25 protein-coding genes are annotated in these 25,911 nt (G+C 50.8%); 9 read left to right on the top strand and 16 right to left on the bottom strand.

The features are described 5' to 3' along the window. The first annotated feature begins 77 nt into the window (after positions 1-77). Positions 78-491 carry a pyrimidine (deoxy)nucleoside triphosphate diphosphatase gene (locus OGV85_RS09095; RefSeq protein WP_061548486.1) on the top strand — a complete coding sequence of 138 codons (414 nt, stop codon included), beginning with the start codon at positions 78-80 and terminating at the stop codon, positions 489-491. Here OGV85_RS09095 and OGV85_RS09100 read toward each other — a convergent pair. Continuing rightward, positions 451-726, bottom strand: coding sequence for a YnjH family protein (locus OGV85_RS09100; RefSeq protein WP_003840883.1), 276 nt, complete (start codon positions 724-726; stop codon positions 451-453). The two genes, OGV85_RS09095 and OGV85_RS09100, sit on opposite strands and share 41 nt — an antisense overlap. 237 nt (positions 727-963) lie before the next feature. Between OGV85_RS09100 and gdhA the strand changes: the two genes are divergently transcribed. Continuing rightward, positions 964-2,307, top strand: a complete 1,344-nt coding sequence (gene gdhA, locus OGV85_RS09105) for an NADP-specific glutamate dehydrogenase (protein ID WP_003832501.1) — start codon at positions 964-966, stop codon at positions 2,305-2,307. Between the two features lie 88 nt (positions 2,308-2,395). Here gdhA and OGV85_RS09110 read toward each other — a convergent pair whose 3' ends face one another. The 3 genes from OGV85_RS09110 to OGV85_RS09120 all read right to left on the bottom strand — a co-directional run bounded on the left by OGV85_RS09110 (position 2,396) and on the right by OGV85_RS09120 (position 6,058). Then, entirely contained in the window at positions 2,396-4,342 is a 1,947-nt protein-coding gene (locus OGV85_RS09110; protein ID WP_003030667.1) for a DNA topoisomerase III, read from the bottom strand. A 4-nt stretch (positions 4,343-4,346) separates the two neighbouring features. Continuing rightward, positions 4,347-5,390, bottom strand: coding sequence for a selenide, water dikinase SelD (gene selD / locus OGV85_RS09115; RefSeq protein ID WP_003840882.1), 1,044 nt, complete (start codon positions 5,388-5,390; stop codon positions 4,347-4,349). A gap of 116 nt (positions 5,391-5,506) precedes the next feature. Further along, on the bottom strand, positions 5,507-6,058 hold the full coding sequence (locus OGV85_RS09120; RefSeq protein ID WP_003030670.1) for an NAD(P)H nitroreductase: 552 nt from the start codon (positions 6,056-6,058) through the stop codon (positions 5,507-5,509). 175 nt (positions 6,059-6,233) lie between these two features. On the opposite strand from OGV85_RS09120, the gene sppA reads away from it, so the two are divergent. The 3 genes from sppA to pncA are packed head-to-tail and all read left to right on the top strand — an operon-like array spanning position 6,234 to position 9,815. Then, entirely contained in the window at positions 6,234-8,090 is a 1,857-nt protein-coding gene (gene sppA / locus OGV85_RS09125; RefSeq protein ID WP_061548487.1) for a signal peptide peptidase SppA, read from the top strand. Between the two features lie 55 nt (positions 8,091-8,145). After that, positions 8,146-9,162 carry an asparaginase gene (gene ansA / locus OGV85_RS09130; protein ID WP_003030673.1) on the top strand — a complete coding sequence of 339 codons (1,017 nt, stop codon included), beginning with the start codon at positions 8,146-8,148 and terminating at the stop codon, positions 9,160-9,162. 14 nt (positions 9,163-9,176) lie between these two features. Beyond that, on the top strand, positions 9,177-9,815 hold the full coding sequence (gene pncA / locus OGV85_RS09135; protein ID WP_032949101.1) for a bifunctional nicotinamidase/pyrazinamidase: 639 nt from the start codon (positions 9,177-9,179) through the stop codon (positions 9,813-9,815). Between the two features lie 37 nt (positions 9,816-9,852). Here the strand turns inward: pncA and OGV85_RS09140 are convergent, their stop codons facing one another. The 8 genes from OGV85_RS09140 to OGV85_RS09175 all read right to left on the bottom strand — a co-directional run bounded on the left by OGV85_RS09140 (position 9,853) and on the right by OGV85_RS09175 (position 18,596). Then, positions 9,853-11,211 carry an MFS transporter gene (locus OGV85_RS09140; RefSeq protein WP_032949100.1) on the bottom strand — a complete coding sequence of 453 codons (1,359 nt, stop codon included), beginning with the start codon at positions 11,209-11,211 and terminating at the stop codon, positions 9,853-9,855. Between the two features lie 140 nt (positions 11,212-11,351). Further along, a complete protein-coding gene (locus OGV85_RS09145; protein WP_003030679.1) occupies positions 11,352-12,110 on the bottom strand; it encodes a DeoR/GlpR family DNA-binding transcription regulator in 759 nt (252 codons plus the stop codon). Between the two features lie 136 nt (positions 12,111-12,246). Continuing rightward, complete coding sequence (gene ydjG, locus OGV85_RS09150; protein ID WP_008320453.1) at positions 12,247-13,230, bottom strand: NADH-dependent methylglyoxal reductase; 984 nt, start codon at positions 13,228-13,230, stop codon at positions 12,247-12,249. A 9-nt stretch (positions 13,231-13,239) separates the two neighbouring features. Beyond that, positions 13,240-14,187: a carbohydrate kinase family protein gene (locus OGV85_RS09155; RefSeq protein ID WP_061548488.1), complete on the bottom strand. Its 948-nt coding sequence runs from the start codon at positions 14,185-14,187 to the stop codon at positions 13,240-13,242. Positions 14,188-14,191: 4 nt separating this feature from the next. Next, positions 14,192-15,028: a ketose-bisphosphate aldolase gene (locus tag OGV85_RS09160; protein WP_061548489.1), complete on the bottom strand. Its 837-nt coding sequence runs from the start codon at positions 15,026-15,028 to the stop codon at positions 14,192-14,194. Between the two features lie 24 nt (positions 15,029-15,052). After that, positions 15,053-16,096, bottom strand: a complete 1,044-nt coding sequence (locus OGV85_RS09165) for an NAD(P)-dependent alcohol dehydrogenase (protein WP_003030683.1) — start codon at positions 16,094-16,096, stop codon at positions 15,053-15,055. Between the two features lie 17 nt (positions 16,097-16,113). Further along, entirely contained in the window at positions 16,114-17,493 is a 1,380-nt protein-coding gene (locus OGV85_RS09170; RefSeq protein WP_032949099.1) for an MFS transporter, read from the bottom strand. A 26-nt stretch (positions 17,494-17,519) separates the two neighbouring features. Continuing rightward, positions 17,520-18,596, bottom strand: coding sequence for a zinc-binding dehydrogenase (locus tag OGV85_RS09175; protein ID WP_003030686.1), 1,077 nt, complete (start codon positions 18,594-18,596; stop codon positions 17,520-17,522). A 296-nt stretch (positions 18,597-18,892) separates the two neighbouring features. Between OGV85_RS09175 and chiD the strand changes: the two genes are divergently transcribed. Both chiD and yajD read left to right on the top strand, forming a co-directional pair. Next, entirely contained in the window at positions 18,893-20,146 is a 1,254-nt protein-coding gene (chiD, locus tag OGV85_RS09180; RefSeq protein WP_032949097.1) for a chitinase ChiD, read from the top strand. 94 nt (positions 20,147-20,240) lie between these two features. Then, the gene (gene yajD, locus OGV85_RS09185) at positions 20,241-20,585 is read left to right on the top strand and encodes an HNH nuclease YajD (protein WP_003030690.1); all 345 of its coding nucleotides are present in this window, start codon (positions 20,241-20,243) and stop codon (positions 20,583-20,585) included. A gap of 50 nt (positions 20,586-20,635) precedes the next feature. On the opposite strand, the gene OGV85_RS09190 is transcribed toward yajD, so the two are convergent. Beyond that, positions 20,636-20,911 (bottom strand): YeaC family protein, encoded by a 276-nt coding sequence (locus tag OGV85_RS09190; RefSeq protein ID WP_003030693.1) that lies wholly within the window; start codon positions 20,909-20,911, stop codon positions 20,636-20,638. 42 nt (positions 20,912-20,953) lie between these two features. Beyond that, positions 20,954-21,367, bottom strand: a complete 414-nt coding sequence (gene msrB / locus OGV85_RS09195) for a peptide-methionine (R)-S-oxide reductase MsrB (RefSeq protein ID WP_286553440.1) — start codon at positions 21,365-21,367, stop codon at positions 20,954-20,956. A gap of 341 nt (positions 21,368-21,708) precedes the next feature. On the opposite strand from msrB, the gene gapA reads away from it, so the two are divergent. Continuing rightward, positions 21,709-22,704, top strand: a complete 996-nt coding sequence (gene gapA / locus OGV85_RS09200; RefSeq protein WP_003030697.1) for a glyceraldehyde-3-phosphate dehydrogenase — start codon at positions 21,709-21,711, stop codon at positions 22,702-22,704. Between the two features lie 83 nt (positions 22,705-22,787). Beyond that, positions 22,788-23,672 (top strand): D-hexose-6-phosphate mutarotase, encoded by an 885-nt coding sequence (locus tag OGV85_RS09205; RefSeq protein ID WP_061548490.1) that lies wholly within the window; start codon positions 22,788-22,790, stop codon positions 23,670-23,672. A gap of 105 nt (positions 23,673-23,777) precedes the next feature. Here OGV85_RS09205 and OGV85_RS09210 read toward each other — a convergent pair whose 3' ends face one another. Together OGV85_RS09210 and OGV85_RS09215 are read right to left on the bottom strand one after the other, a co-directional pair. Next, entirely contained in the window at positions 23,778-24,632 is an 855-nt protein-coding gene (locus tag OGV85_RS09210) for an aldo/keto reductase (RefSeq protein ID WP_061548491.1), read from the bottom strand. Positions 24,633-24,792: 160 nt separating this feature from the next. Then, complete coding sequence (locus OGV85_RS09215; protein ID WP_003030706.1) at positions 24,793-25,539, bottom strand: MipA/OmpV family protein; 747 nt, start codon at positions 25,537-25,539, stop codon at positions 24,793-24,795. Positions 25,540-25,911 lie beyond the last annotated feature (372 nt).

Consider the following 25,911-nt stretch of genomic DNA (forward strand, 5'->3'; position numbering starts at 1 on the left):
GTGGCTCCTGAATACTTTAGATAAAACAAAGATAACGATAGTATGTCATTTTCTGCTGTTAGATTTTGATGAATATAATGAAAACCCTCGACGTGGTCGCCGCTATCATTGAACGTGATGGCAAAATTTTACTGGCTCAGCGTCCGCTACATGCGGATCAGTCAGGCATGTGGGAGTTTGCCGGCGGTAAGGTTGAATCGGGCGAAAGTCAGCCCGAGGCGCTGTTTCGTGAACTGCGTGAAGAGTTGGGCATTGAGGCAGTCGTGGGGCGCTACATTGCCAGCCATCAACGCGAGATTTCGGGCCGACTGATTCACTTACATGCCTGGCATGTACCGTCATATCAGGGGGAACTGAAGGCGTATGAACATCAGGATATCGTCTGGTGTTCACCCGAAGAGGCGCTGCGTTATCCGCTGGCGCCTGCCGATATTCCACTACTGGAAGCGTTTATTCTTTTACGCGACGCCAGACAAGTGGATTTGTGCTGATCGTTTTCTCATCGCGTTGGCACTGAAGCAAGACGCCGTCAGCTTTAATCACTGCCCCTTCTGAATAGTTTTGATCCTGATAAATACAGCACTGGCTACAGGGCTGCGCCCGCTGACCGCTGGAACTGAATACTTCCGGCGGTACGTTAACCTGCACATCCGGGCGATAAGGCTGATTTGCCAGCGTCGCGCTAGACACCAGGGCCAACACGCCTGCCACGATTAAACGGCGCATATTCTTTCCTTTTTAACTGACAATTATGCTCAGTATAACGGTATAAATCGGCAGAAACTTTAGCCTCTTCGATCATCGTTTTTGGTTATGACCCACGACGCAATATTAATTTACTTAGCGGGGTTAATTTTTTCTTGCGTCGCGTCACAGTGCTGATGGTATAGTCAAAAACTGCACAACACTTAACACAAAAATCAAAAATATAACCATATCAATACATAAGAGGTTCTTATATCTATGGATCAGACATGTTCTCTGGAGTCATTCCTTAACCATGTGCAAAAGCGCGACCCGAATCAAACCGAGTTCGCGCAAGCCGTTCGTGAGGTAATGACCACGCTGTGGCCTTTCCTTGAGCAAAACCCGCGTTATCGCCAGATGTCATTGCTGGAACGTCTGGTTGAACCGGAGCGCGTGATCCAGTTCCGCGTAGTCTGGCTGGACGACCGCAATCAGGTGCAGGTCAACCGCGCATGGCGCGTGCAGTTTAGCTCTGCCATTGGCCCATACAAAGGCGGTATGCGTTTCCACCCTTCCGTGAACCTGTCGATCCTGAAATTCCTTGGCTTCGAGCAGACGTTTAAGAATGCCCTCACCACGCTACCAATGGGCGGGGGTAAAGGCGGGAGCGATTTCGATCCGAAAGGGAAAAGCGAAGGCGAAATCATGCGTTTCTGCCAGGCGCTGATGACCGAACTGTTCCGCCATTTAGGTCCCGATACCGACGTTCCGGCGGGCGATATCGGTGTGGGTGGCCGTGAAGTCGGCTTTATGGCCGGGATGATGAAAAAACTCTCCAACAACAGCGCCTGCGTCTTTACCGGTAAAGGTCTCTCTTTCGGCGGCAGTCTGATCCGCCCGGAAGCCACCGGCTACGGTCTGGTGTATTTCACCGAAGCGATGCTCAAACGCCATGGTCTGGGCTTTGAAGGCATGCGCGTAGCGGTTTCTGGCTCCGGTAACGTGGCGCAATTCGCCATTGAGAAAGCCATGGAGTTTGGCGCGCGGGTGGTTACCGCCTCCGATTCCAGCGGTACCGTAGTCGACGAAAGCGGATTTACCAAAGAAAAACTGGCGCGCCTGTGCGCAATCAAAGACAGCCGCGACGGTCGTGTAGCAGATTACGCCCGTGAATTTGGCCTGACCTATCTGGAAGGCAAACAGCCGTGGTCGGTTCCGGTCGATATCGCCCTGCCGTGTGCCACGCAGAACGAGCTGGATGTCGATGCAGCACGCGTATTGATCGCCAACGGCGTGAAAGCTGTCGCCGAAGGGGCAAACATGCCGACCACTATCGAGGCCACCGATCTGTTCCTCGAGGCAGGTGTACTGTTCGCACCGGGTAAAGCCGCCAACGCCGGTGGTGTAGCGACATCCGGTCTGGAAATGGCGCAAAACGCCGCTCGTCTGGGCTGGAAAGCGGAGAAAGTGGATGCGCGCCTGCACCACATCATGCTGGATATTCACCATGCCTGCGTTGAATACGGCGGCGAAAGCAAGCAGACCAACTACGTACGTGGCGCCAACATCGCAGGCTTCGTAAAGGTTGCCGACGCGATGTTGGGTCAGGGTGTGATTTAATATTGTCTCTGCAGGCCCGTAGGCCGGATAAGGCACGGGTGCCGTATCCGGCTAAGCCTGATGCGCTATGCTTATCAGGCCTACAAACTTACAGACCCGCCTCTTCAGATGGCGGGCTTTTTTTCGCCGGACGTTTACGCGGCGCACTCTTTTTCTTATCGCCACCACTGCCGCCAGGTGCAGCAATTCCACGAAAGCGTCGTACCGGTGTGCTGCGCGCCTGATCGATAAGCTGATACAGCGTCCCCACCAGCGGCTGCATGAAATCCTGATAGCGACATTGCTTTTCGCTAATTTGGGTCAGTATAGATTCCCAGTGCGCGGTCATGTCCGGGCGCGTCGCCATTTCTGGCAACGAGTGGAACAGCGCTTTTCCCGCGTCGGTCGAATGAATATACCGCCCTTTTTTCACCAGGAACCCGCGCTTAAACAGCAGTTCGATAATACCGGCGCGCGTCGCTTCCGTACCTAAACCATCCGTTGCGCGCAGGATCTTTTTCAGATCTTTATCCTGCACGAATCGCGCAATCCCGGTCATCGCTGACAGCAGCGTGGCATCGGTAAAGTGACGTGGTGGTTGAGTCTGACGTTCAACCACTTCGCCTTTTTCGCACAGCAGTTCGTCATCTTTTGCCACCACCGGCAGCGGCGTCCCGTCATTATCTTCGTCGCGCTCTTTATTGCCGAGCAGCGTGCGCCATCCGGCTTCCGCCAGAAAACGCGCTTTAGCGACAAACTTGCCTTTGGCAATATCCAGCTCAATAACGCACTTCCTGAATACCGCGTCTGCGCAAAATTGCATCAGATACTGACGGGCAATCAGGTTGTAAATTTTCGCTTCGTTGTCATTCAGATTGATGGACGAACTGCGCGCGGTAGGAATGATGGCGTGGTGCGCATCCACTTTTTTGTCGTCCCAACAGCGATTTCGCGTATCGGGATTGACCGCCGGTTGCGGGAGCAGATCCGGTGCATGGACGCTAATCGCGTTCAGTACCGCATGACGTCCGGCAAAATGCTCTTCCGGCAGATAACGGCTATCCGAACGCGGATAGGTAATCAACTTATGGGTTTCATACAACTTCTGGCAGATATCCAGAACGTTTTGCGCACTTAAACCGAAGCGCTTCGCCGCTTCAATCTGCAACGCCGACAGCGAGAACGGTAACGGCGCGGATTCTGATTCCCGTTTATCGTTATAGCTGGTGACTATCGCCGGTTGACCGTTAATTCGGTTCACCACGTGTTCAGCCAGCGTGCGATTCAGCAAGCGCCCTTCTTCATCCTGATACGGCTCACACGCTTCGCTCGGCTGCCAGATAGCGGTAAACCGCTCATCGGCGGGCGTTACGATATGCGCTTTCACTTCGAAGAAGTCTTTGGCGACGAAGTTCTCAATCTCTTCATCACGACGCACAACCAGCCCGAGCACCGGCGTTTGTACGCGCCCGACCGAAAGTACGCCCTGATAGCCCGCGTTACGTCCGAGAATGGTGTAAGCGCGCGTCATATTGATACCGTACAACCAGTCCGCACGCGCTCGCGCCAGTGCCGACACGCACAGCGGAATAAACTCACTGTTGGCGCGCAGCCGCTCAATAGCCCGCTCAACGGCCTGCGGGTTGAGGTCGTTAATCAGGCAACGCTGCACCTTCTGGCGCTTTTCAGGCGCCAGTTGCAGGTAATCCAGCACTTCATCCACCAGCAGTTGCCCTTCACGATCGGGGTCACCGGCGTGAATAACTTCGCTGGCCTCATGCAAAAAGCGCTTAATGACGTTGAGCTGTTTGGTCACCGAGGGGCGCGGTTGCAGTTGCCACTTTTCCGGGACAATCGGCAGATCGACCAGACTCCAGCGAGCATAACGACTGTCGTAGGCATCCGGCTGCGCCTGTTCAAGCAGGTGACCAATACACCAGGTCACCACTTGTCCATTTCCGCATTCGATAAAACCATCGCCTTTGCGATGCGGCTTTGGCAGCACATCGGCGATAGCACGCGCCAGACTTGGTTTTTCGGCAATAAACAACCGCATCGAGTTAACGAATCTCAACCATGGCGCGACCGCCACGAGCTTCCACTAACTCACCAATGGCGGTGAGATCGATACCGAACTGCGCCGCTGCCGCTTTCACTTCGGCTTCAGCTTCCGGCGTTACCGCCAGCAGTAGGCCACCGGAAGTTTGCGGATCGCACAACAGATCGCGTACCGATTGCGGCATTTCACCCATCAGGTGTCCGTAGCTGGCAAAGTTACGTTGGGTACCGCCGGGTACTGCACCCTGCGCGATGTATTCTTCAACGCCAGGCAGCTTAGGAATATCCTGGTAGATAATTTGCGCCTGAACGCCTGCGCCCTGACACATTTCACTCAGATGCCCCAGCAGACCAAAACCGGTAACGTCGGTCATGGCTTTCACGCCGTCGATATCGGCGAATGCCGCACCGGCAATGTTCATCCGACACATCACTTCTGTCGCCAGTCCTTTGTGTTCTTCCTTCAGTAGTGATTTTTTCTCTGCTGTCGTCAGAACGCCAATCCCCAGAGGCTTGGTCAGGAATAACTTACACCCTGCCTCTGCGGTGCTGTTTTTCTTCACGCGTTCGGTCGGCACAACGCCGGTTACCGCAAGGCCAAAGATAGGCTCAGGGGCATCGATAGAGTGGCCGCCCGCCAGCGCAATACCCGCCTGACGGCATGCAAAACGTCCGCCTTCGGTGACTTCGCGGGCAATTTCCGGCGCCAACTTATCCAGCGGCCAGCCCAGAATAGCAATTGCCATAATCGGTTTGCCGCCCATGGCGAAAATATCGCTGATGGCGTTAGTGGCGGCGATGCGGCCAAAATCAAACGGATTATCGACAATCGGCATAAAGAAATCGGTGGTGCTGATAACGCTGGTGCCGTTTCCCAAATCGTATACGGCCGCGTCGTCGCGAGTTTCATTACCCACAAGTAAGTTCGGATCAACAAACTTCGCCTGCTCGCTGTGCAGGATGGTTTCCAGCACTTTTGGGGAAATTTTACAACCGCAACCGGCTCCGTGGCTGTATTGCGTTAAACGAATAGCTTGCTCGCTCATGGACATCTCCTGTCATTGCAATCCGGATATGGTAGCGCTCATTCCATGATGTGGTAAGAGTGACTGTCTGAATTCGAGTGTCTTTGCTCAGAATCCAGACAGTTTTGCCGTTGATATCAGAAATAACGGACGAATGCGCTCGGATCGGCAAGGTTGATCGTCGTGGATGCTTTTAGCTGCGGTGTGCCCAGATAGAGGAAACCGACGATTTTATCTTGCGGGCGACAGTCGAATGCTTCACGAACGACCGCACTTTCGGTTAATGCACCACTGCGCCAGATACCGCCAAAGCCCTGGGCAATTGCGGCCATCTGCATAGCCATCACCGCACAACCGGCAGACATTTCTTGTTCCCACAGAGGAACCTTGTCGTTTTCTTCACATTTCGCCACCACGGTAATAATCAGCGGCGCGCGAAACGGTGCGTTGCGCGCTTTTTCCTGAGCTTTCTCATCGCTACCTGCGGCAATCGCGCCTTTCTCAAGTACGGTGCTAAAGCGTTCACGCCCTTCCCCCTCAATGACATAGAATTGCCATGGTTGCAGCGTTTTGTGGTCCGGTGCGCGCATTCCCGCCCGCAGAATGTTTTGCAGTTGCTCTCCGGCCGGGGCCGGCTCGACAAGACGAGAAGCGCTACGACGGGTGATAAGTAATTCGAGTGCATCCATTTGCTTAACTCCAACAATGAGATTTGTTCACAAAATTAACACGTGAGCGGATTTTGTTACAGCACAGGCGGTGATTCCTGCTGACAAGTGCCTGTCTGGTCATTACGATAGCCTCATCTTATCGCCTTTCTCCGGGATTTCGGGATGGCGTGTTGTTAATCGGTAGGGAGAATACATGCGAACCCTGTGGCGATTTATTGCCGGATTTTTTAAATGGACGTGGCGATTACTTAATTTCGTCCGTGAATTTGTGCTTAACCTGTTCTTCATCTTCTTGGTGCTGGTGGGCGTGGGTATCTGGATGCAGGTCAGCAGCAGCAATACCAGTGAACACGCTGAGCGAGGCGCACTGCTGCTGGATATCTCGGGGGTGATTGTCGATAAGCCGTCGAGCACCAGTCGCTTAAGCGTTATTGGTCGTCAGCTGTTTGGTGCCAGTTCCGATCGCCTGCAGGAAAACTCCCTGTTCGATATCGTGAATACTATTCGCCAGGCAAAAGATGATCGTAACATCACCGGCATTGTGATGGATCTGAAAAATTTTGCCGGGGCCGACCAGCCTTCCATGCAGTATATCGGTAAAGCGCTGCGGGAATTCCGCGACAGCGGCAAACCGGTCTTTGCCGTAGGCGATAACTTCAGCCAGGGGCAGTACTACCTCGCCAGTTTCGCCAATAAAATTTATCTTTCTCCACAGGGTTCCGTTGATCTGCACGGCTTTGCCACCAACGGTTTGTACTACAAGTCCCTGCTCGACAAGCTGAAAGTTTCCACGCACGTGTTCCGTGTCGGGACTTATAAGTCTGCCGTAGAACCGTTTATCCGTGATGATATGTCTCCTGCCGCGCGTGAAGCCGACAGCCGCTGGATCGGCGAGCTGTGGCAGAACTATCTCGATACGGTTGCTGCCAATCGCCAGATCCCTGCTCAGCAGGTGTTCCCTGGCGCACAGGCCATGCTGGACGGTTTGACAAAAGTCGATGGTGATACCGCGAAATATGCGCTCGACAACAAACTGGTGGATGCACTGGCCTCCAGCGCTGAAGTCGAAAAAATGCTGACCAAACAGTTTGGCTGGAACAAAGCGGATAAAAATTATCGCGCTGTCAGCTATTACGATTACTCACTGAAAACGCCAGCGGATACTGGAGACAGCATTGGCGTTATCTTCGCCAATGGCGCGATTATGGACGGTGAAGAAACCCCTGGGAATGTGGGCGGTGACACGACTGCCGCGCAGATCCGCGAAGCGCGTCTTGATCCGAAAGTGAAAGCCATTGTTCTGCGCGTGAACAGCCCTGGCGGCAGCGTCAGTGCCTCCGAAGTCATTCGTGCTGAGCTGGCTGCGGCAAAAGCGGTGGGTAAACCGGTTGTGGTGTCCATGGGCGGCATGGCGGCATCCGGTGGGTACTGGATCTCCACCCCAGCAAGCTACATTGTGGCGAACCCCAGCACGCTGACCGGTTCAATCGGCATCTTTGGCGTGATCAACACCGTGGAGAACAGTCTGGATTCCATTGGCGTACACACCGACGGCGTGGCGACATCCCCACTGGCGGATATCTCCATCACCAAAGCGTTACCACCAGAAGTGCAGCAAATGATGCAACTGAGCATCGAGAACGGCTATAAGCGCTTTATCACACTGGTCGCAGATGCGCGTAAGACAACACCTGAGCAGATTGACAAAATCGCGCAGGGCCACGTCTGGACCGGCCAGGATGCGAAAGCCAACGGTCTGGTAGACAGTCTGGGTGATTTTGATGACGCCGTGGCGAAAGCGGCTGAGCTGGCCAAACTGAAACAATGGCACATTGCGTATTATCAGGACGAATCGACATTCGTTGATATGGTGATGGACAGCATGTCAGGCTCCGTTCGTGCCATGCTGCCTGACGCCATTCAGGCTATGCTCCCACCACCGCTGGCCTCTGCGGCCAGTGCAGTAAAAGCCGAAAGCGATAAGCTGGCCGCATTCAATGATCCGCAAAACCGCTATGCGTTTTGCCTGACCTGCGCCAACGTTCGCTAACTATTGACCCCTCTTCGGGATGAAGAGGGGTTTTCTTTGAGACAGAAGAAAAGTCATGCAGAAAAAATCAATTTACGTTGCCTATACCGGCGGTACCATTGGTATGCAGCGCTCAGAACAGGGTTATATTCCCGTTTCCGGTCATCTGCAGCGCCAGCTGGCATTGATGCCTGAATTCCACCGTCCGGAGATGCCAGACTTCACCATCCACGAATACGCCCCGCTGATGGATTCCTCCGATATGACGCCGGAAGACTGGCAGCATATTGCGGAAGACATTAAAGCGCACTACGACGATTACGATGGTTTTGTCATTCTGCACGGCACTGACACCATGGCGTTTACGGCTTCGGCGCTCTCTTTTATGCTGGAGAATCTGGGCAAGCCGGTCATTGTGACAGGGTCACAAATCCCATTGGCAGAGCTACGTTCTGACGGACAAATCAATTTGCTGAATGCGCTGTACGTTGCAGCAAATTACCCGATCAATGAAGTTACCCTGTTTTTCAACAATCGATTGTTTCGCGGCAATCGAACCACTAAAGCGCATGCTGATGGTTTTGACGCGTTTGCCTCACCCAACCTTGCACCACTGCTGGAAGCCGGGATCCACATTCGTCGGCTGGGAACTCCGCCCGCACCTCACGGTACAGGTGAGTTGATTGTGCATCCTATCACTCCGCAACCGATTGGCGTGGTCACCATTTATCCAGGGATCTCCGCTGATGTAGTACGCAACTTCCTGCGCCAACCTGTAAAAGCATTAATTTTGCGCTCCTACGGCGTGGGGAATGCGCCGCAGAATAAAGAGTTCCTGAAAGAACTTGAAGATGCGAGTTCGCGTGGCATTGTGGTGGTGAACCTTACGCAGTGTATGTCCGGCAAGGTGAACATGGGGGGCTACGCGACAGGCAATGCGCTGGCGCATGCTGGCGTGATTGGCGGCGCGGATATGACCGTCGAAGCCACACTCACCAAACTGCACTATTTGCTGAGTCAGGGACTGGATACGCAGACGATCCGTGAAGCGATGACGCAAAATCTGCGTGGTGAGCTCACGCCTGACGATTAAAGGAGTCTATGCCCATGGCCCGAGCCTTACTGTTGGTCGATTTACAAAATGACTTTTGTGCCGGTGGTGCCCTCGCGGTCCCACAAGGTGACAGCACAATCGATATTGCCAACCGTCTGATTGACTGGTGTGCCTTACGCGGCGACATGGTCGTTGCCAGTCTGGACTGGCACCCGGCTAATCACGGCAGTTTTGCCAGCCAGCATCAGGTCGAGCCCTACAGCCAGGGACAACTCGATGGACTGGCGCAGACGTTCTGGCCCGATCATTGCGTACAAAACAGCGCAGGTGCAGCCCTGCATCCACTGCTGAACCAGCGTGCGATAACTCAAACGTTCACTAAAGGTGAGAACCCGCTGGTCGACAGCTATAGTGCGTTTTTTGATAACGGTCGTCGTCAGGCTACCGCGCTCAATGCTTGGTTACTCGAGCGCCGCATTGCCGAGCTCATCATCATGGGTCTGGCAACCGACTATTGCGTTAAATTCACCGTACTGGATGCGCTCGATCTTGGCTACACCGTCAGCGTTATTACCGACGGCTGCCGTGGGGTTAATATTCAACCCCAGGACAGTGCAAACGCCTTTATAGAAATGTCGGCGGCGGGTGCAACGCTGTATACGTTGGATGACTGGCTGGAAACCCAACCGTAAGCGATGCCGACAGGGTCACTCCTGTCGGCGCGTTATCTCAGGCCAGCGCTGAAATCTCTTCCAGCGATACTTTGCGTGTTTCGATGCCAAAACAAAAAAGAATCAGCGCGCATAGAACCAACATTACTCCTAACACGATAAAGACCGTAATGGATCCATAGCGGGTCAACAAAATAGCGACGCCATAGGGCGTAAACACAGCGACAATCCTTCCCACCGCATTAACAAAACCTGATCCTCTCAATCTTAGGTGCGTGGGCCATAGTTCTGGGACATAAACTGCAGAGGCAAAGCAGACATACATATACAGAAAAAAAATCATCACCAGCCCGTAGCTCAGAATGGCCCACTCTTCAGTTTGAAGTGAATAGAAATACCCGAGCAATGCGATAATAATCAACAAGAATGAGCCAAACAATCGCCGTGGAAAGCGATCGATAATTAACGCGGCAATAAATATCCCAACTGGCGCGCCAATCATAATTATCGCGGTCATAAATATGGATTTCGTTACATCGATTCCCGAATTAACAAATATAGTCGGGATCCATACCGTAATGGTGTAGAGCGAAATATTCATTGCGATAAGCACCGTGATCGCCACCAGTGTACAGCGCAACATTGGCCCCTTAAACAATAGCCAAAATGAACCACTTGCCGTGCTTAAATCCGCCGACGGGCATTCGTTCCGGCAGGATGGTAAAGTGATGTTTTTTTCTAGCTCAATTTGCGATTCAACCTGCATAAGATGTTTTTCAGCTTCGCTTCTCTTCCCTTTACCAGCCAGCCAACGTGGGGATTCAATATAGTATTTTCCTGACAGATACCAGGCCAACAGCATTGCCATGCCACCGAGCAGAAACATCACCCGCCAGCTTAAAAGTGCAATGATCACGACGCCAATTGCCGCAGATAGCATTGGTGCCCAGTTGCCGACAAATGACAGACGGGCAGACCATTTCCCACGTACCGCGGGTGGAATGAATTCTGTAAATGAGGCATAGCCCACCATAATTAGCGCCCCCATTCCAATCCCCATCAGACAGCGGAAGAAGATAAGCCAGTACATGTTGGGCACAAACGTTGCAGCGCAGGCTGAGGCCCCGACGATTAACAAATTAATGCGGAACGCTTTGCGTCGACCGAGATAATCACCAATAAAGCCACCAGCTAGTGAACCGATAAAGTAGCCGAACATCAGCGCTGAGGTAAACGCGGCATTTAGATAATTGTTTGACCAGCCAGTGTTGACTAATTTTGCTAATACCACATTCCCGGAATAGCTGAGAAAACCGGTTATTAACAAACTAAAACTAATAATACCGAAAATACGAAAATGAAATCGAGATAAAGGTAAGCGATCTAATCTTGCGCCGATAGGGTCACATTGTTCCATCTGGATGCCTCAAATTCAGCTAAATAGAAAGTATGGCGATCGCGGCAGAAGCAATTTTGCCGCGCCATCCATCATCATTAGATTCTTATGGCATTTCCCAGGTGCAAACTAAAATAATATCTACACAACCCTCGCTATAGTTAATAAACGAGTTGAATATTATTCTCTTTGCAAAATGCAATCCACTCTGCACCCGGTGCCTTATTGGTTATTAGGTAATTAATATGGCTAAAATCCACGAGCTGAACGAAAGCTTTACGATCAAACTTTGAGTGATCAACTAACAGGGCCACCTCAGTCGCCTGGCGGATCATGGTTTTTTTGATTTCCGCTTCTGCTTCATTAGAATCAAGCGCCCCACTCTGCATATCCAAACCTTTGCAGCTCATCACCATGATATCAACATGATAGCGGCTGATAATCTCCTTGGTGATTCTTCCCTGCAGCGACAGCGTATTCTTATTCAGCTCACCGCCAGTAGAAACCACGTTAATTTCTGACTGCGCCAGCTCATGAAATGCTTCAGCCGAATTGGTAAGCAACGTCAGATCGTTTCTTTCCTTCAACAGCTTTAATAATTCCATCGCGGTACTGCTGGAGTCGGCAGCCATTGTGGTCTTATTTTTAATAAACGGTAATGCATTACGTGCAATGATCTGCTTTTCTTCGAAGAAAGATTTTGCACGCTTATAAAAATGAATATTGTCGGACAACGCGGTGGTATTGAGCACTGCACCACCATATGTTCGGGTCAAAAAACCTTCATCTTCCAGTTTTTCAAGATCGCGGCGAATCGTTTCCTCAGTCACCTGAAAGATTGAACTTAAATTAGATACCACCACTTTCTTATCGTTAGCCACCATTTGCTTAATGGCCTGAATCCTGTCTTTTGCCGCCACGATGATACCTCTGTTTCCTGCAAAGTAATAATAAGACCCTAGTATCTCACAGGCTATATTTATTTTCAAAAGAACATGTCTGAATCACAGATTTTAATACTCTTTTACACAGAAACAGAGGTCAATCCTATCTGAATTAATTTATATCCAACGCTTCCGCCATTCGCCTCATCAATAATGAATCATCATCTGTCAGGGGAATGGTTAACGCCTCGACATTCTCGCGAACCTGTTCAGGTGCGGTTGCGCCACTCAGTAAGGTGATCAAATCGCTTTGCTTTAAAATCCACGCCAGAGCTAGTGCGGGGATTGTGCAGCGGTATTTTTCACACAGCGGCTGCCACTGCCCTAGCATATCAATCACCCGCAGCATATTTTCCCGCTGAAACCAGACCTTGTTAGCCCGCGCGCCGCCAGGAACATAATCTCGGGCGATAGTACCGGTCAACAACCCCTGCTCAAGCGGTGAATAGACCTGCACGATGATGCCATTCTGCTGGCATAGCGGCAGCAGTTCAGCTTCCAGCGCCCGGTCAAGAATGCTGTACTTAGCCTGGATAATATCCAGCTCACCGTGTTTGAGATACTCCCTGATATGCCCGGCATTGACGTTCGCCGCACCAATCGAACGGATTTTCCCCTCTTTTTTCAGTGCGTTCAGCGTGTCTACGGTTTCCGCAATCGGCGTAAAACAGGGTTCGACCGACTGCCAGTGGGTCATATAGATATCAATACTGTCGATGCCCAATCTTTGCAGGCTGGCATCAACCTCTTCGCGAATAGACTCAGGCGTAAGGTTTTTATACAGCTGGCGATCGCCCACTTTGTTAAACAGGCTGCCTGTTCGCTCCCAGACGATGCCGCATTTGGTTTCAACCACTACCTCGCTGCGCGGCAGCTTTTTCAGCGCCTGACCGACAATCACTTCACTGTTGCCAAAGTTGTAGCCTGGCGCGGTATCAATCAGATTGATACCGCAGCGATACGCCTCAACAATGGTATCGATACAAATCTGCAGATCGAGATCGCCATTCCATGCCGGACCACCGCCAATAGCCCATGTGCCTAATCCCATGCGGGAAAGCGTAATATCCGTACTTCCTAAAGGAATCATTTTCATCTGCCGCTATTACCCTTCGTATTCGTCAAGAAGTTGTTCAACCAGCTTTCTGTTCTTCACACCCGTCGTGGCACCCACGCTCAGTACCGATATTGCCGCCGTTGCATTAGCAAACAGCGCGCAGTCACGAAGCGGTTTGCCTTCTAGCAGCGCGGAGATAAATCCTGAAGCAAAGTTATCCCCCGCGCCGATGGTGTCGATGGCGGTAATTCCTGACACCGCCGGGACCTCCATTTTCATGTCAACACGCTTGATAAAACAGCCTCTCTTGCCGGTCTTAATCACGACGGTTTTCACGCCACAGTTCAGAAAACTGTCGGCAATCTCATCCAGCGTCTCTTTCCCAGTGAGCAGTTTTGCCTCTTCAAAATTGGGAAACAGATAATCCACGTAGCTCAGCGCTTCACGGATATCGTCCAGCGTTTCATTCAGTCGCGGTTTAATCATATCCGCGCAGATAATGAGCTTATGCGCTTTCGCCTGCGTGAAAATTGCCGTCAGTGCATCGCCATCCAACAACGGGCTATTAAAAATACTCGCCAGCGACAGCAGCTTTGCTTGAGAGAAACGGTCAAAATCAACATCGTTTATATTCAGTTTCCATAAGCTGCCGTTACGGTTAGTCACAAAGGTGCGTTCACCATCAGCGGTGACTAAACCCACGTTAATGGAAGTATCAATATCAGCATCCTGCTTCAGGCTTATAATATCAATATTCTCCTGACGGCAGTGGTCGACAATAAAATGCCCCGCAGCATCGTCACCTACCCGGCCAATTAACGCCGTGCGATGGCCGAGGCGAGAAATAATCGTCGCCTCATTAATAGCGTCACCTCCCGTGGTCATAGCTATTCGTTCTAATGGATAAGAGTCAACATCAAAGATATTTTTACTCACTGGTTGCAAAGGAATATCAACAATTGCCGCCCCTATACAAATAACCTCGATATTATCCATATTGTCATTCCGCTTTACCGTCTGAACCAAACAATTTGATTTTCTCCAGCGCGCGCTCTTTTACGGCTTTACGTACTTCACGTTCAACGTGCAGGAACGGCTGGCCCTGGTTCTCCTGCACCGCCACCATCGCGGCCTGGCACAGTTCGGTGTGAATATTGATTTTCGAAATGCCTAATGAAATGGCTTTTTTGATATCCGCATCGCTAATGCCGGACGCGCCGTGCAGCACCAGCGGAACGGATACCGCCTGACGCACGCGTTTAACCACGTCAAAGTTCAGTTTCGGTTCGGAGGTGTAGACGCCGTGCTGGTTACCAATCGCTACCGCCAGCGAGTCACAGCCGGTACGCTCGACAAACTCAGCCGCCTGGCTTGGGTCAGTGTAGTGATAACCCGCCAGCGCCTCTTCGTAGACCGTTTCATTACCCACATGGCCCAGCTCTGCTTCGATGGGAATACCCAGCGGGTGGAAGAAATCGACCGCCTCTTTGGTCAGGCGAATATTCTCCTCGAAATCAAAAGCGGAAGCATCACGCATCAGTGAATTCATGCCGTGGGCCCATGCGTTATGGATTATCTCCATGCTGCGTCCGTGATCCCAGTGGGTAATAACCGGCACCGAGGCTTTTTTCGCCATAGAAACCATCATATGCGAAAAATCTTCAAACGAGGTATTACCCACAAAGCCGGTACCGAAGGAGATAATTACCGGCGATTTAGATTCTTCCGCCGCATCAATCACTCCCATTAACATTTCCGCATTCCACACGTTAAAGTGGGCAATTGCATAATGTTTATTTTGAGCATCATTTTCCCAATATTTAATATCTGCCAGCATGGTTATTTCTCCCATTTCAATAGATTAATAATTTACTTTAATAACGCCTTTGATAATTTCACATTTGTTATTAACGGATTCATCAAACGCGCGCTGAACATCTTCATAATCGTAAATATGCGTCACCATCGACTTCACATCAAAACGCCCTGAGGAGATGGCTTCAATCGTGACCGGGTAGCGGTTGGCATAACGGAAAACGGTCTGAATAGACACTTCACGGTTAATTTTGAGGAAATTAATCGCTGAATCACCAGGTACAGTACCCACGATCATGATTTTCCCGCCGCGCATTACCAGATATGGAGCCTGCTTAACAGTGATCGCTGAACCTGCGGTTTCAAAAACAATATCGGCCCCCATATCTCCGGAGAACTGCTGGCAGCGGACAACGGTGTCCTCTTTCGCCCCGTTGATCACGGTCGTCGCGCCAAGTTGCTCGGCCATGGTCAGACGCTTTTCCAGGACATCAACCACCGCAATGTCGGTAGCACCCAAACATTTACAGGCTTGCAGGGTCATTAAACCAATACAGCCCGCCCCCAGAATGACGATTTTCTTGCCCGGTTTAACGTCCGCCAGCATTGCGGCATGCATCCCTACCGCCGCGGGCTCTACCAGCGCGCCTTCCATGGTGTCCATATTATCGGGCAACTTGTAAGTGAAGCTCTCCGGATGGCACAGATAGTGGGTTAGCGCGCCGCGATAATTAGGCTGCGTGGCCATAAAGTCAACATCAGGGCAGATGTTGTATTTCCCTTCCAGGCAGTAGCGGCAGTGACCGCACGGCACGCCCGGTTCGATATTCACCCGGTCGCCGGGTTTAAATTTAGTCACACGGTTCCCTACTGCCACCACCGTACCGGCGCATTCATGCCCCAGACCAATTTCCTGATTGGGATCTTTCGGCGGAATAAAAGGACCCGATTCAAAACCATGAACATCTGACCCACAAATTCCAACGTATTCCACTTTAATCAGCACTTCGTGCTCTTTTGGCACCGGGATATCGGCGGCAATAATTTTCATCGTGCCCGGCGTTTTTAATATCGCTTTTGAATTTTTCATTTTATTTCCCATCAATATTATTTGCTGGTAACTGCATCAATACCGAGACTTTCGACAGAGACGCCTTTGGTTTCAATTCCGATGGTAGCAATGGCGACAGCGACAATAATGGAGACCGCACCCAGCAGTACAAATACACCCGTCACTCCATAACCGTTAAGCAATACCGCGACCGCATAAGGCGCAGCGATACCACTGATACGCCCTACTGCATTCGCCAGACCAGAACCGCGGAGTTTCGCTTCGGTTGGCCATATTTCCGGAACATAGACTGCCGAGGCATAGCAAACGTACATATAGACAAAAGTAATCAGGAAGAAACCAATTAGCGTAATCAGCAGCATGCTGGTTTGCAGTGAATAGATATATCCCAGCACGGCAATTAACACTAATAACCCTACACCCATGGTCTTTCTCGGAATTTTATCCATTACCAGCATGGCGATAAAAATCCCAAACGGTGCGCCGAACATACTCATGGTATTTAAGACAATGGAGTCTTTCAGATTAATGCCCTGCGTCATAAATATTGTCGGTAGCCAATTAATTAAGGTGTACTGGACGACGTTCATGGCAATCAGAACAAAGGAACCCAAAATAACCCGCTTCAGTAACACCCCTGTTAATAATGCGGAGTACGGAACAGAACACGGTTGTTTGCCATCATCATCTATTACGACTGGTGGCAGCGGCCTACCGGTCTGTCGAATGACACCTTCCTCAATTGCCCGCATCACCTTTTCGGCTTCCTGGTAGCGCCCGCGAGACTCCAGCCAGCGAGGCGACTCAGGGAAACTGCGCCAGGCAATAACCGTTGCTATGAGCGACAGCACCGCAGGAATCAACAACTGTACGCGCCAGTTCCATTCCGCGCTGATAAGTGGCGTCAGCCCCATCGCAATCAGCGAACAGAGTGGATAAGACCAGTTGCCGATAAACGAGACCCGACTCGACCATGTACCACGATTTCTGCCAGGCATATATTCGGTAAACCCGGCAAATAAGGTCACTAACAGCGCGCCTAATCCAACTCCCATTACAAAACGGCAGGCGATCAGAAAGGTCATATTGGGTGAAAACGCACCCACGATCATAGAAATAATATGAATCGCTTCATATAGAATAAATGCGTTTTTACGCCCGATTTTATCGCCAATAATTCCCCCACCGAGCGCGCCGAGAAACATTCCAGCCGTCGTAATGGCAGAGAACGTGGCGGTGGTGGAATTATCAGTCCAGCCAAGTTCTTTTAACTGCGCGAGAATTAATCCGCCGACGGCATTACTCCAGCAAACCAGTAATCCGAAGGCAACCATCGCAAACATTGACGTATGCCAGCGACAGTCAGGTAGCCTGTCCAGTCTGGCGCCGCAGTGCGGTTTTGCTATTTGTTCCATGCGATAACGTCCTTTTAATAAACATGTTATTCATCAAAGTCGTAAGTCATGATGACTTTAATCGCGGTTTTATTGACCATGGCGTCAAATCCTTCGCGCCATTGCGACAGGCCGATACGGTGAGTGATCATCGGTTTGACCTTGATCGCTCCGCTGGCCAGCAGGCGTATGGCGTTGCGCCAGGATGTAGAATCGTAGGCCATATGACCAATGATGCTTTTGTTCCACGCGGTGATGTCGTTGATGGAGAAATCGAGAGGTTTAAAGCCCATGCCGACGCGAACGACTTCACCATTCGGGCGCAGCATTTCGATCGATTGTTTCAGAGCGATATTGGCACCAGAGCATTCAATGACTAGCCCCAGATTGTCTTTACCGCAGATTTCCTGGCAGCGTGCAACCACATCTTCGGTCGAACCGTTAACGACAGCTGTCGCCCCCAGCTCTTTGGCGATCGGGAAGCGTACGGCAACGTCCTCTTCCAGCCCGACCATTACGATATTTACGGCCCCCATGATGCGCGCCATTTGCACGGAAAAGAGCCCTAATGGGCCGGTGCCGAAAACCACGACGTCCTGGCCGGGAAGGAATTTGGATTGCTGAGCAATAGATTTGTAGGCGTTACAGATAGGATCCAGCACCGCCGCTTCTTCATAATCAACGCCTTGTGGGATTTCCCACAGCGCATGGCGGTGAATTTTGAGGATTTCCCCCGGCACCAGGCAATATTTAGAGAACCCTCCGCCCCATGTGTTATTGTCGAGACCTAAGTTCACTTTTTCTGTACAACACAGAAAATCGCCTTGTTCGCAGGCCGGGCAAACACCGCAGACATGTCCACTATTGTCAGAAACCACCCGCTGACCGACTTTCCAGTCCTTAACTTTGTCGCCAACGCGGACAATTTTACCGGCGAACTCATGGCCGCGGATGGAGTTAAATTGATCAGAACCGCTATCAACATTGTAGTGTTTCATGTCCGCGCCGCAGATAGCCGCCGCTTTGATTTCAATCACGATGTCATCCGGGCCACAAACCGGTTCCGGTACATCAATCATCTTATAGCCGCCAAAGGCCTTGCCAAATCTTGCCAGTGCTTTCATTGAATTTTCCTTTGTGTTCAGTTTTGCATCAGTGACAATCATACTTATCCATATAATTTTTGAGGTCAACATCAAATCTTTAAAACACAGATTATTATCTGCATTTCACAACCAAGATCACAAATAAATGCAAAGATGAATTGAAAACCAAGTGAACCTGGCAGCCGCTTCGCTAAAATGGCGTGAACCCCTTCGCATTTTTCCTGTTATGAAACTGTTAACCTGCGGATGCTGTTTTTTTCGCCACGCCATTTCCGTGGCGTGTTTACTTGTTTAAATGTCAAAGAGGAACACCGATGAAACTATTGCCTTTGTTGGCAGCATTACCCCTGCTCTGCGCCAGCGTTGTTTCCGCCAATACACTGATGTCAGTTGGCTACTTTAATGGCGGTGGCGACGTCACTGCCGGTCCTGGCGGCGACATCAATAAACTGGATGTTCGCCAGATAACCCATCTCAACTATTCGTTTGGCCTTGTCTACAACAACGAAAAAGACGAGACCAATGACGCCTTAAAAGACGCCAGCAAACTGCATCAAATTTGGCTTTCACAGAAAGTGCAGGATGATTTGCTGAAAATTCCACAGCTGCGTAAACAAAATCCAAACCTGAAAGTGTTACTTTCCGTCGGCGGCTGGGGAGCGCGTGGATTCTCTGGTGCGGCGGCAACGAAGGATACGCGCGCAGTGTTTATTCAGTCTGCGCAAGAGATAATTGCGAAATATGGTCTGGATGGCATCGATCTCGACTGGGAATATCCGGTTAACGGCGCCTGGGGACTGGTCGAAAGCCAACCGGCTGACCGCGCTAACTTTACCGCGCTGCTAACAGAACTGCGGGCCGCATTGGGGCATAAAAAACTGCTGACCATCGCCGTGGGCGCAAATGCAGAAAGTCCGAAAAGCTGGGTAGATGTAAAAGCCATTGCACCATCGCTCGACTACATCAACCTGATGACCTATGACATGGCTTACGGCACCCAGTATTTTAACTCGAACCTGTATGATTCGACGCAATGGCCGACGGTCGCCGCGGCGGATAAGTACAGCGCCGATTTTGTGGTCAGTAACTATCTTGCTGCCGGTCTGAAACCGAGCCAAATGAATCTGGGCATTGGCTTTTATGGACGCGTACCAAAACGCGCCGTTGAACCAGGCATTGACTGGAGCAAACCTGACGCGCAGAAAAATCCTGTTACCCAGCCCTATTTCGAGCCTGCGCAAATTGAGTTGTTCAAATCACTGGGCGTCGACCTGAGCAAAGATACCTACGTGAAGTACAACGATATCGTGGCGAAGTTGATCAACGATCCGCAAAAACGCTTTAGCCAACATTGGGATGATGAAGCGAAAGTGCCGTGGCTGTCGGTGCAGTCTGCAGATGGAAAAGCACTTTTTGCCCTCTCCTATGAAAATCCGCGTTCGGTGGCGATCAAAGCCGACTACATCAAAAGTAAAGGATTGGGAGGCGCCATGTTCTGGGAATACGGTGCAGATGACCAAAACCAGTTGGCGAAGCAGTTAGCCGATTCGTTAGGCATCAAACACTGATCCCAACGCCTGGCACAATAGGTTATGATTAGCCCATTCTGCTGCGTCAACCTTTGGCGCAGCTCTTCATTTTCTACTGGAGGCATGCGCTTTTATGGCTTTTATCCCTAAAAATTACGCCCGTCTGGAAGTCGGATATCGGGAAAAGGCGCTAAAGCTCTTCCCTTGGGTTTGTGGACGTTGTTCCCGTGAGTTCGTGTATTCAAATTTGCGCGAGCTGACAGTACATCACATCGATCACGATCACTCCAATAACCCGGAAGACGGTAGCAACTGGGAGATGTTATGCCTGTACTGTCACGATCATGAGCATTCGAAATACACTGAGGTGGATCAGTATGGTTCTACCGTAGTGGCAGGGGAAGATGCGCAGAAAGACGTCGGCGAGGCGAAATACAATCCGTTTGCCGACCTGAAGGCGATGATGAACAAGAAATAACAGCAACTGCGGGCCCGACACCGATGTTTGTGTTTGCCGGGCCAGGTTAATCAGGATTTAAACGTCGCAATCGGTTCGGGCGTAATACCAAACTCAACCTTCAACTGCTGCTTGCTCTTCATCACCATCTCACCGTTGGTATCAATCGTCATATGCTGCGCGTCAATATTGTTTCGCGCCTGCCATAACATTACCAGCTGTAAGCTGTTCTCTTTTTGTTCTGCCGTTAGCGCTACGCCATCCGGCCATTTTCCGAGCTCAACGGCAGTCGATAAGCGCTGATAAACTTCCGGCGTCATACTGTTGATCATCTCATCAAGATTCATGTTAAATCCACTCTCCGTAGAATAATTTGCTGAATCGTTTCTTCAACCCTTGGTTTGCTCACCGTTTTCACTATCGGTGAAGTTCAAAGACGCTGAGTTAACGCAGTACCGTTCACCGGTAGGTTTCGGACCATCCGGGAAGACGTGTCCCAGGTGCGCATCACAGTTTCCGCAGCGGATTTCTAAGCGCTGCATGCCGTGTGACGTATCTTTTATGTAATGGATAGCCTCATCGCTGACAGGCTCGTAAAAGCTGGGCCAGCCGCAGCCAGAGTCATATTTTGTCTCGGAACGAAATAGCGGTTTATCGCAGATCAGACAGTGGTAGATGCCGTCACGCTTGTTATGCAGCAAACGCCCGGTAAATGGCGGTTCTGTCCCGTGATTCTGCGTCACGTAGAACTGCATTTCGGTTAAATTTTTTTTCAGTTCTTCTGGAGAAGGTTGATTAGCCATTTGCTCACATCTCGCTTTATCTAAACTCACATCGCGAGACAGATTCTAACAAAACATTAACACCGGAGTGCGAACTTTTGTTCTAAACTTGATCCTTGCGAAATGGCAGCCTGCAATTCGTGATCAGAATCACGTTTTTATCTTGATTGCCCTTTAAAATTCGGGCCGCCGACCCCATGTGGTTTCAAGCCCAAAGGAAGAGTGAGGCGAGTCAGTTGCGCAAAGCTTAGGCAGCAGATTGATTTGTCGCAATGATTGACACGATTCCGCTTGACGCTGCGTAAGGTTTTTGTAATTTTACAGGCAACCTTTTATTCACTAACAAATAGCTGGTGGAATATATGACTATCAAAGTAGGTATCAACGGTTTTGGCCGTATCGGTCGCATTGTTTTCCGTGCTGCTCAAGAACGCTCTGACATCGAGATCGTTGCAATCAACGACCTGTTAGACGCTGACTACATGGCTTACATGCTGAAATATGACTCCACTCACGGCCGTTTCAACGGTACCGTTGAAGTGAAAGACGGTCATCTGATCGTAAACGGTAAAAAAATCCGTGTTACCGCTGAACGTGATCCGGCTAACCTGAAATGGGACGAAGTTGGTGTTGACGTAGTAGCTGAAGCGACTGGCCTGTTCCTGACAGATGAAACCGCTCGTAAGCACATCACTGCTGGCGCGAAAAAAGTGGTTCTGACTGGTCCGTCCAAAGATAACACTCCGATGTTTGTTAAAGGCGCTAACTTTGACAAATACGAAGGTCAGGACATCGTTTCTAACGCATCCTGCACCACTAACTGCCTGGCTCCGCTGGCTAAAGTTATCAACGACAACTTCGGCATCATCGAAGGTCTGATGACTACTGTTCACGCGACCACCGCTACTCAGAAAACCGTTGATGGCCCGTCTCACAAAGACTGGCGCGGCGGCCGCGGCGCATCCCAGAACATCATCCCGTCCTCTACCGGTGCTGCTAAAGCTGTAGGTAAAGTACTGCCAGAACTGAACGGCAAACTGACTGGTATGGCGTTCCGCGTTCCTACCCCGAACGTATCCGTTGTTGACCTGACCGTTCGTCTGGAAAAAGCTGCTTCTTACGAAGAAATTAAGAAAGCAATCAAAGCTGCTTCCGAAGGCCCGATGAAAGGCGTTCTGGGTTACACCGAAGACGACGTAGTATCTACCGATTTCAACGGTGAAGTTTGCACTTCCGTGTTCGATGCTAAAGCTGGTATCGCACTGAACGACAACTTCGTGAAACTGGTATCCTGGTACGACAACGAAACCGGCTACTCTAACAAAGTTCTGGACCTGATTGCTCACATCTCCAAATAAGTTGAGATGAGTATCTGATCCAAAAAGGCGACTTCGGTCGCCTTTTTTTATGACCAAAATATTCACATACCAAGGATTGCATCATGATTAACAAAATTTTCGCTCTCCCGGTCATTGAACAGCTTACCCCTGTCCTCTCCCGCCGTCAGCTTGATGAGCTTGAGGTTCTTGTTGTCGATCACCCCCAGGTTAAAGCGTCTTTCGCGCTACAGGGCGCACATCTTCTTTCCTGGAAACCAAACGGCGAAGAGGAAGTCCTGTGGTTAAGCAACAATACCCCGTTTAAAACCGGCGTAGCACTGCGTGGCGGCGTACCAATTTGCTGGCCGTGGTTTGGTCCGGCTGCTAAGCAGGGCCTGCCTTCGCATGGTTTTGCCCGTAACTTGCCATGGACGCTGAAAGCGCACAACGAAGACGACAATGGCGTGGTGTTGACGTTTGAACTGCAGAGCAATGCCGAAACCCGTCAGCTTTGGCCGCACGAGTTTTGCCTGCTGGCCCGTTTCAAAGTGGGAGCCACCTGTGAGATGGAGCTGGAAGCTCACGGTGAGTTTGAAACCACCTCGGCACTGCATACCTATTTCAACGTTGGTGACATTGCGGCAGTGAAAGTTAGTGGTCTCGGCGATCGCCTGATCGATAAAGTGAATGATGCTAAAGAAGATGTGCTGGCTGATGGTATCCAGACCTTCCCGGACCGCACCGATCGTGTCTATCTGAATCCGGAAGCGTGCAGCGTGATTCATGATGATGCGTTGAATCGCAATATCGACGTTGTCCATCACCACCACCTGAATGTCGTGGGCTGGAACCCTGGCCCGGCGCTGTCCGTCAGTATGGGCGACATGCCGGATGATGGCTACAAAACGTTTGTTTGTGTAGAAACGGCTTACGCGACCGCTCCGCAGAAAACCACCGAAGAAAAACCATCTCGCCTCGCGCAGACTATTCGTGTTGCTAAACGCTAAGACAACTCTGCGCATCATGCCGGATGCGGCTAACGCCTTATCCGGCCTACAAACCACACACAGCCGTTGGCCTGATAAGCTGCGTGAGCATCGTCATTTGGCAAATCAGGCCATATCCAGCGCTGTTTTACCTTTTGGCGCCGGACATACCTTATCTAACTGCTTCAGTTCATCCACAGAGAGCGTTATCTCCAGCGCGGCGGCATTTTGTTCGACATGCGCTACGCTTGCGGCTTTCGGAATTGCTATTACACCCGACTGACGAATCACCCACGCCAGCAAAATCTGTGCAGCACTAACATTGTGCACGCGCGCAATGTCATTCACCACTGAATTAGAAAGCAAATCGCCACGCAGTCGTCCCGCCTGGGCCAGCGGACTGTATGCCATGACCGGCATCTGCTGCTGCTGGCACCACGGCAGTAAATCATATTCAATACCGCGCGAGGCTAAATGATAAAGCACCTGGTTAGTTGCACACTCCCGTCCACCGGGTACCTGCCATAACGCCTGCATATCATCATAATCGAGATTTGAGACGCCCCAACGGCGGATTTTCCCCTGCGCAATCAGTGTTTCCATGGCATCGACGGTCTCTGCAAATGAAAAATCGCCCATCCAGTGCAGCAAATAGAGATCCAGATAATCAGTTTTCAGTCGACGCAGGCTGGCTTCGCAGGCGGCAATGGCTTTCTGTCCACCGGCATTCCATGGGTAAACTTTCGAGACTAAAAAAGCGCTATCACGCCGTCCCATTAATGCTTCACCCACCACCTCTTCCGCTGCACCATCAGCGTACATTTCTGCGGTATCAATCAATCGCAGACCGAGATCCAGTCCGGCCTGCAGCGCAGACACTTCATCCCGGCGTCGGCTTGGATCCTCGCCCATGTACCATGTTCCCTGCCCAATAGCAGGAAGCGATACCTGGTCTGTAAACGTCACCTGTTTCGCTGTCATCGCACCCTCCTGTGTTAATGCACCACAGTAAAGCAAAACAACGTGCATGTGTCCTGTTAGGGTGCACAAATTGCACCATCATGATCTGGGGGTTGTCTTAATTTTAATGACGTAAAAAAGCCCGCATATCGCGCGGGCTTGAGTTTGACACCGAGTAGTATCAGAACTTGTAGGTCACACCTACCGAGAAGATGCCAGACCAGGACTTATCGACCATCGGGCTGTCTTTCACTTCATCACTCAAACGCACATAACGGCCAGTGCCGTACACGTTCCAGTTGCCAAGGAAGTTATAGCTCGCGGTCAACTCCAGGTACGGATCCCATCCATCGTCAGCGTTGTAGCTATTCAGACCACTGCGGCGAGACTCGTGATTGGACACACCATAATAGTAGTCGTTGTAGTTTTCGCTGCTGTACTGCACACCGATACCCGGCGTCAGGGTCAGACCACCATTGGTGTAACGGTAGAGCCAGGCCAGATCCCAGATAAAGCCGTTGCTGTTATCCAGGGTATCACCCGCCAGTGCGGTACGCAGGAAACCATACTGGGTGTTATGTACATATGATAGACCAGCCATCAAGCTGCTTTTACGCTTGTCGAGTTGGCGTAAAGCATGGCTATCGCTATCACCCGGCTTGAAATGCGTCGGATCATAGTACGCCATGATGGAAAGCTTATCTGCCGTATCATTCCACAAATAGTAACCGCCACCCAAGCCGCGGAACCACACATTATCGCCTTCATAGGTGACAACCGGAACAGGGTAAACATCGCGGTCATACTGTTTGTACGGGCTGTTAATCACACCAACACCCGCGCCAACAGTCCACTGACTTTCCGCCTGTGCGGTGCTAACTGCGGTTGCGGCAAGGACGCCAAGTGCCAGAAGTTTGAGTTTGGTCACAATCCATAATTCCTTATTCAAATGTGTAGCGGTCAAAGTGTAACCGCCAATACGCTTCAGCCCAACTATTTTACGTATTCACCCCAGAATGTAACCCCCTAATTTCTCAGCGAGTGATGACATTTTGCTTGCAGCACGGTGAACACCGCATGAATCCCGCTCCAATTCTTTACATAAGATGTGCTTTTTTTGCTGATGAGTTATTGATATGCCATTGAAATTCATTTGCGCACACAGGCAAGTTTTGCAAATGCCATCTACGCTTAATTTTAGAAGGTGTATCACCGAATACGTTGATCTCCTGACCACTAAAATGGCATGAGAGTTGCTTATTTCTTCAGCAGCGACGTCGTTCAGTTTACCTCTTCAGGG

Origin of the sequence: Citrobacter sp. Cf132, from assembly GCF_030333885.1 — a bacterium.
GTDB classification, from domain to species: Bacteria; Pseudomonadota; Gammaproteobacteria; order Enterobacterales; family Enterobacteriaceae; genus Citrobacter; species Citrobacter freundii.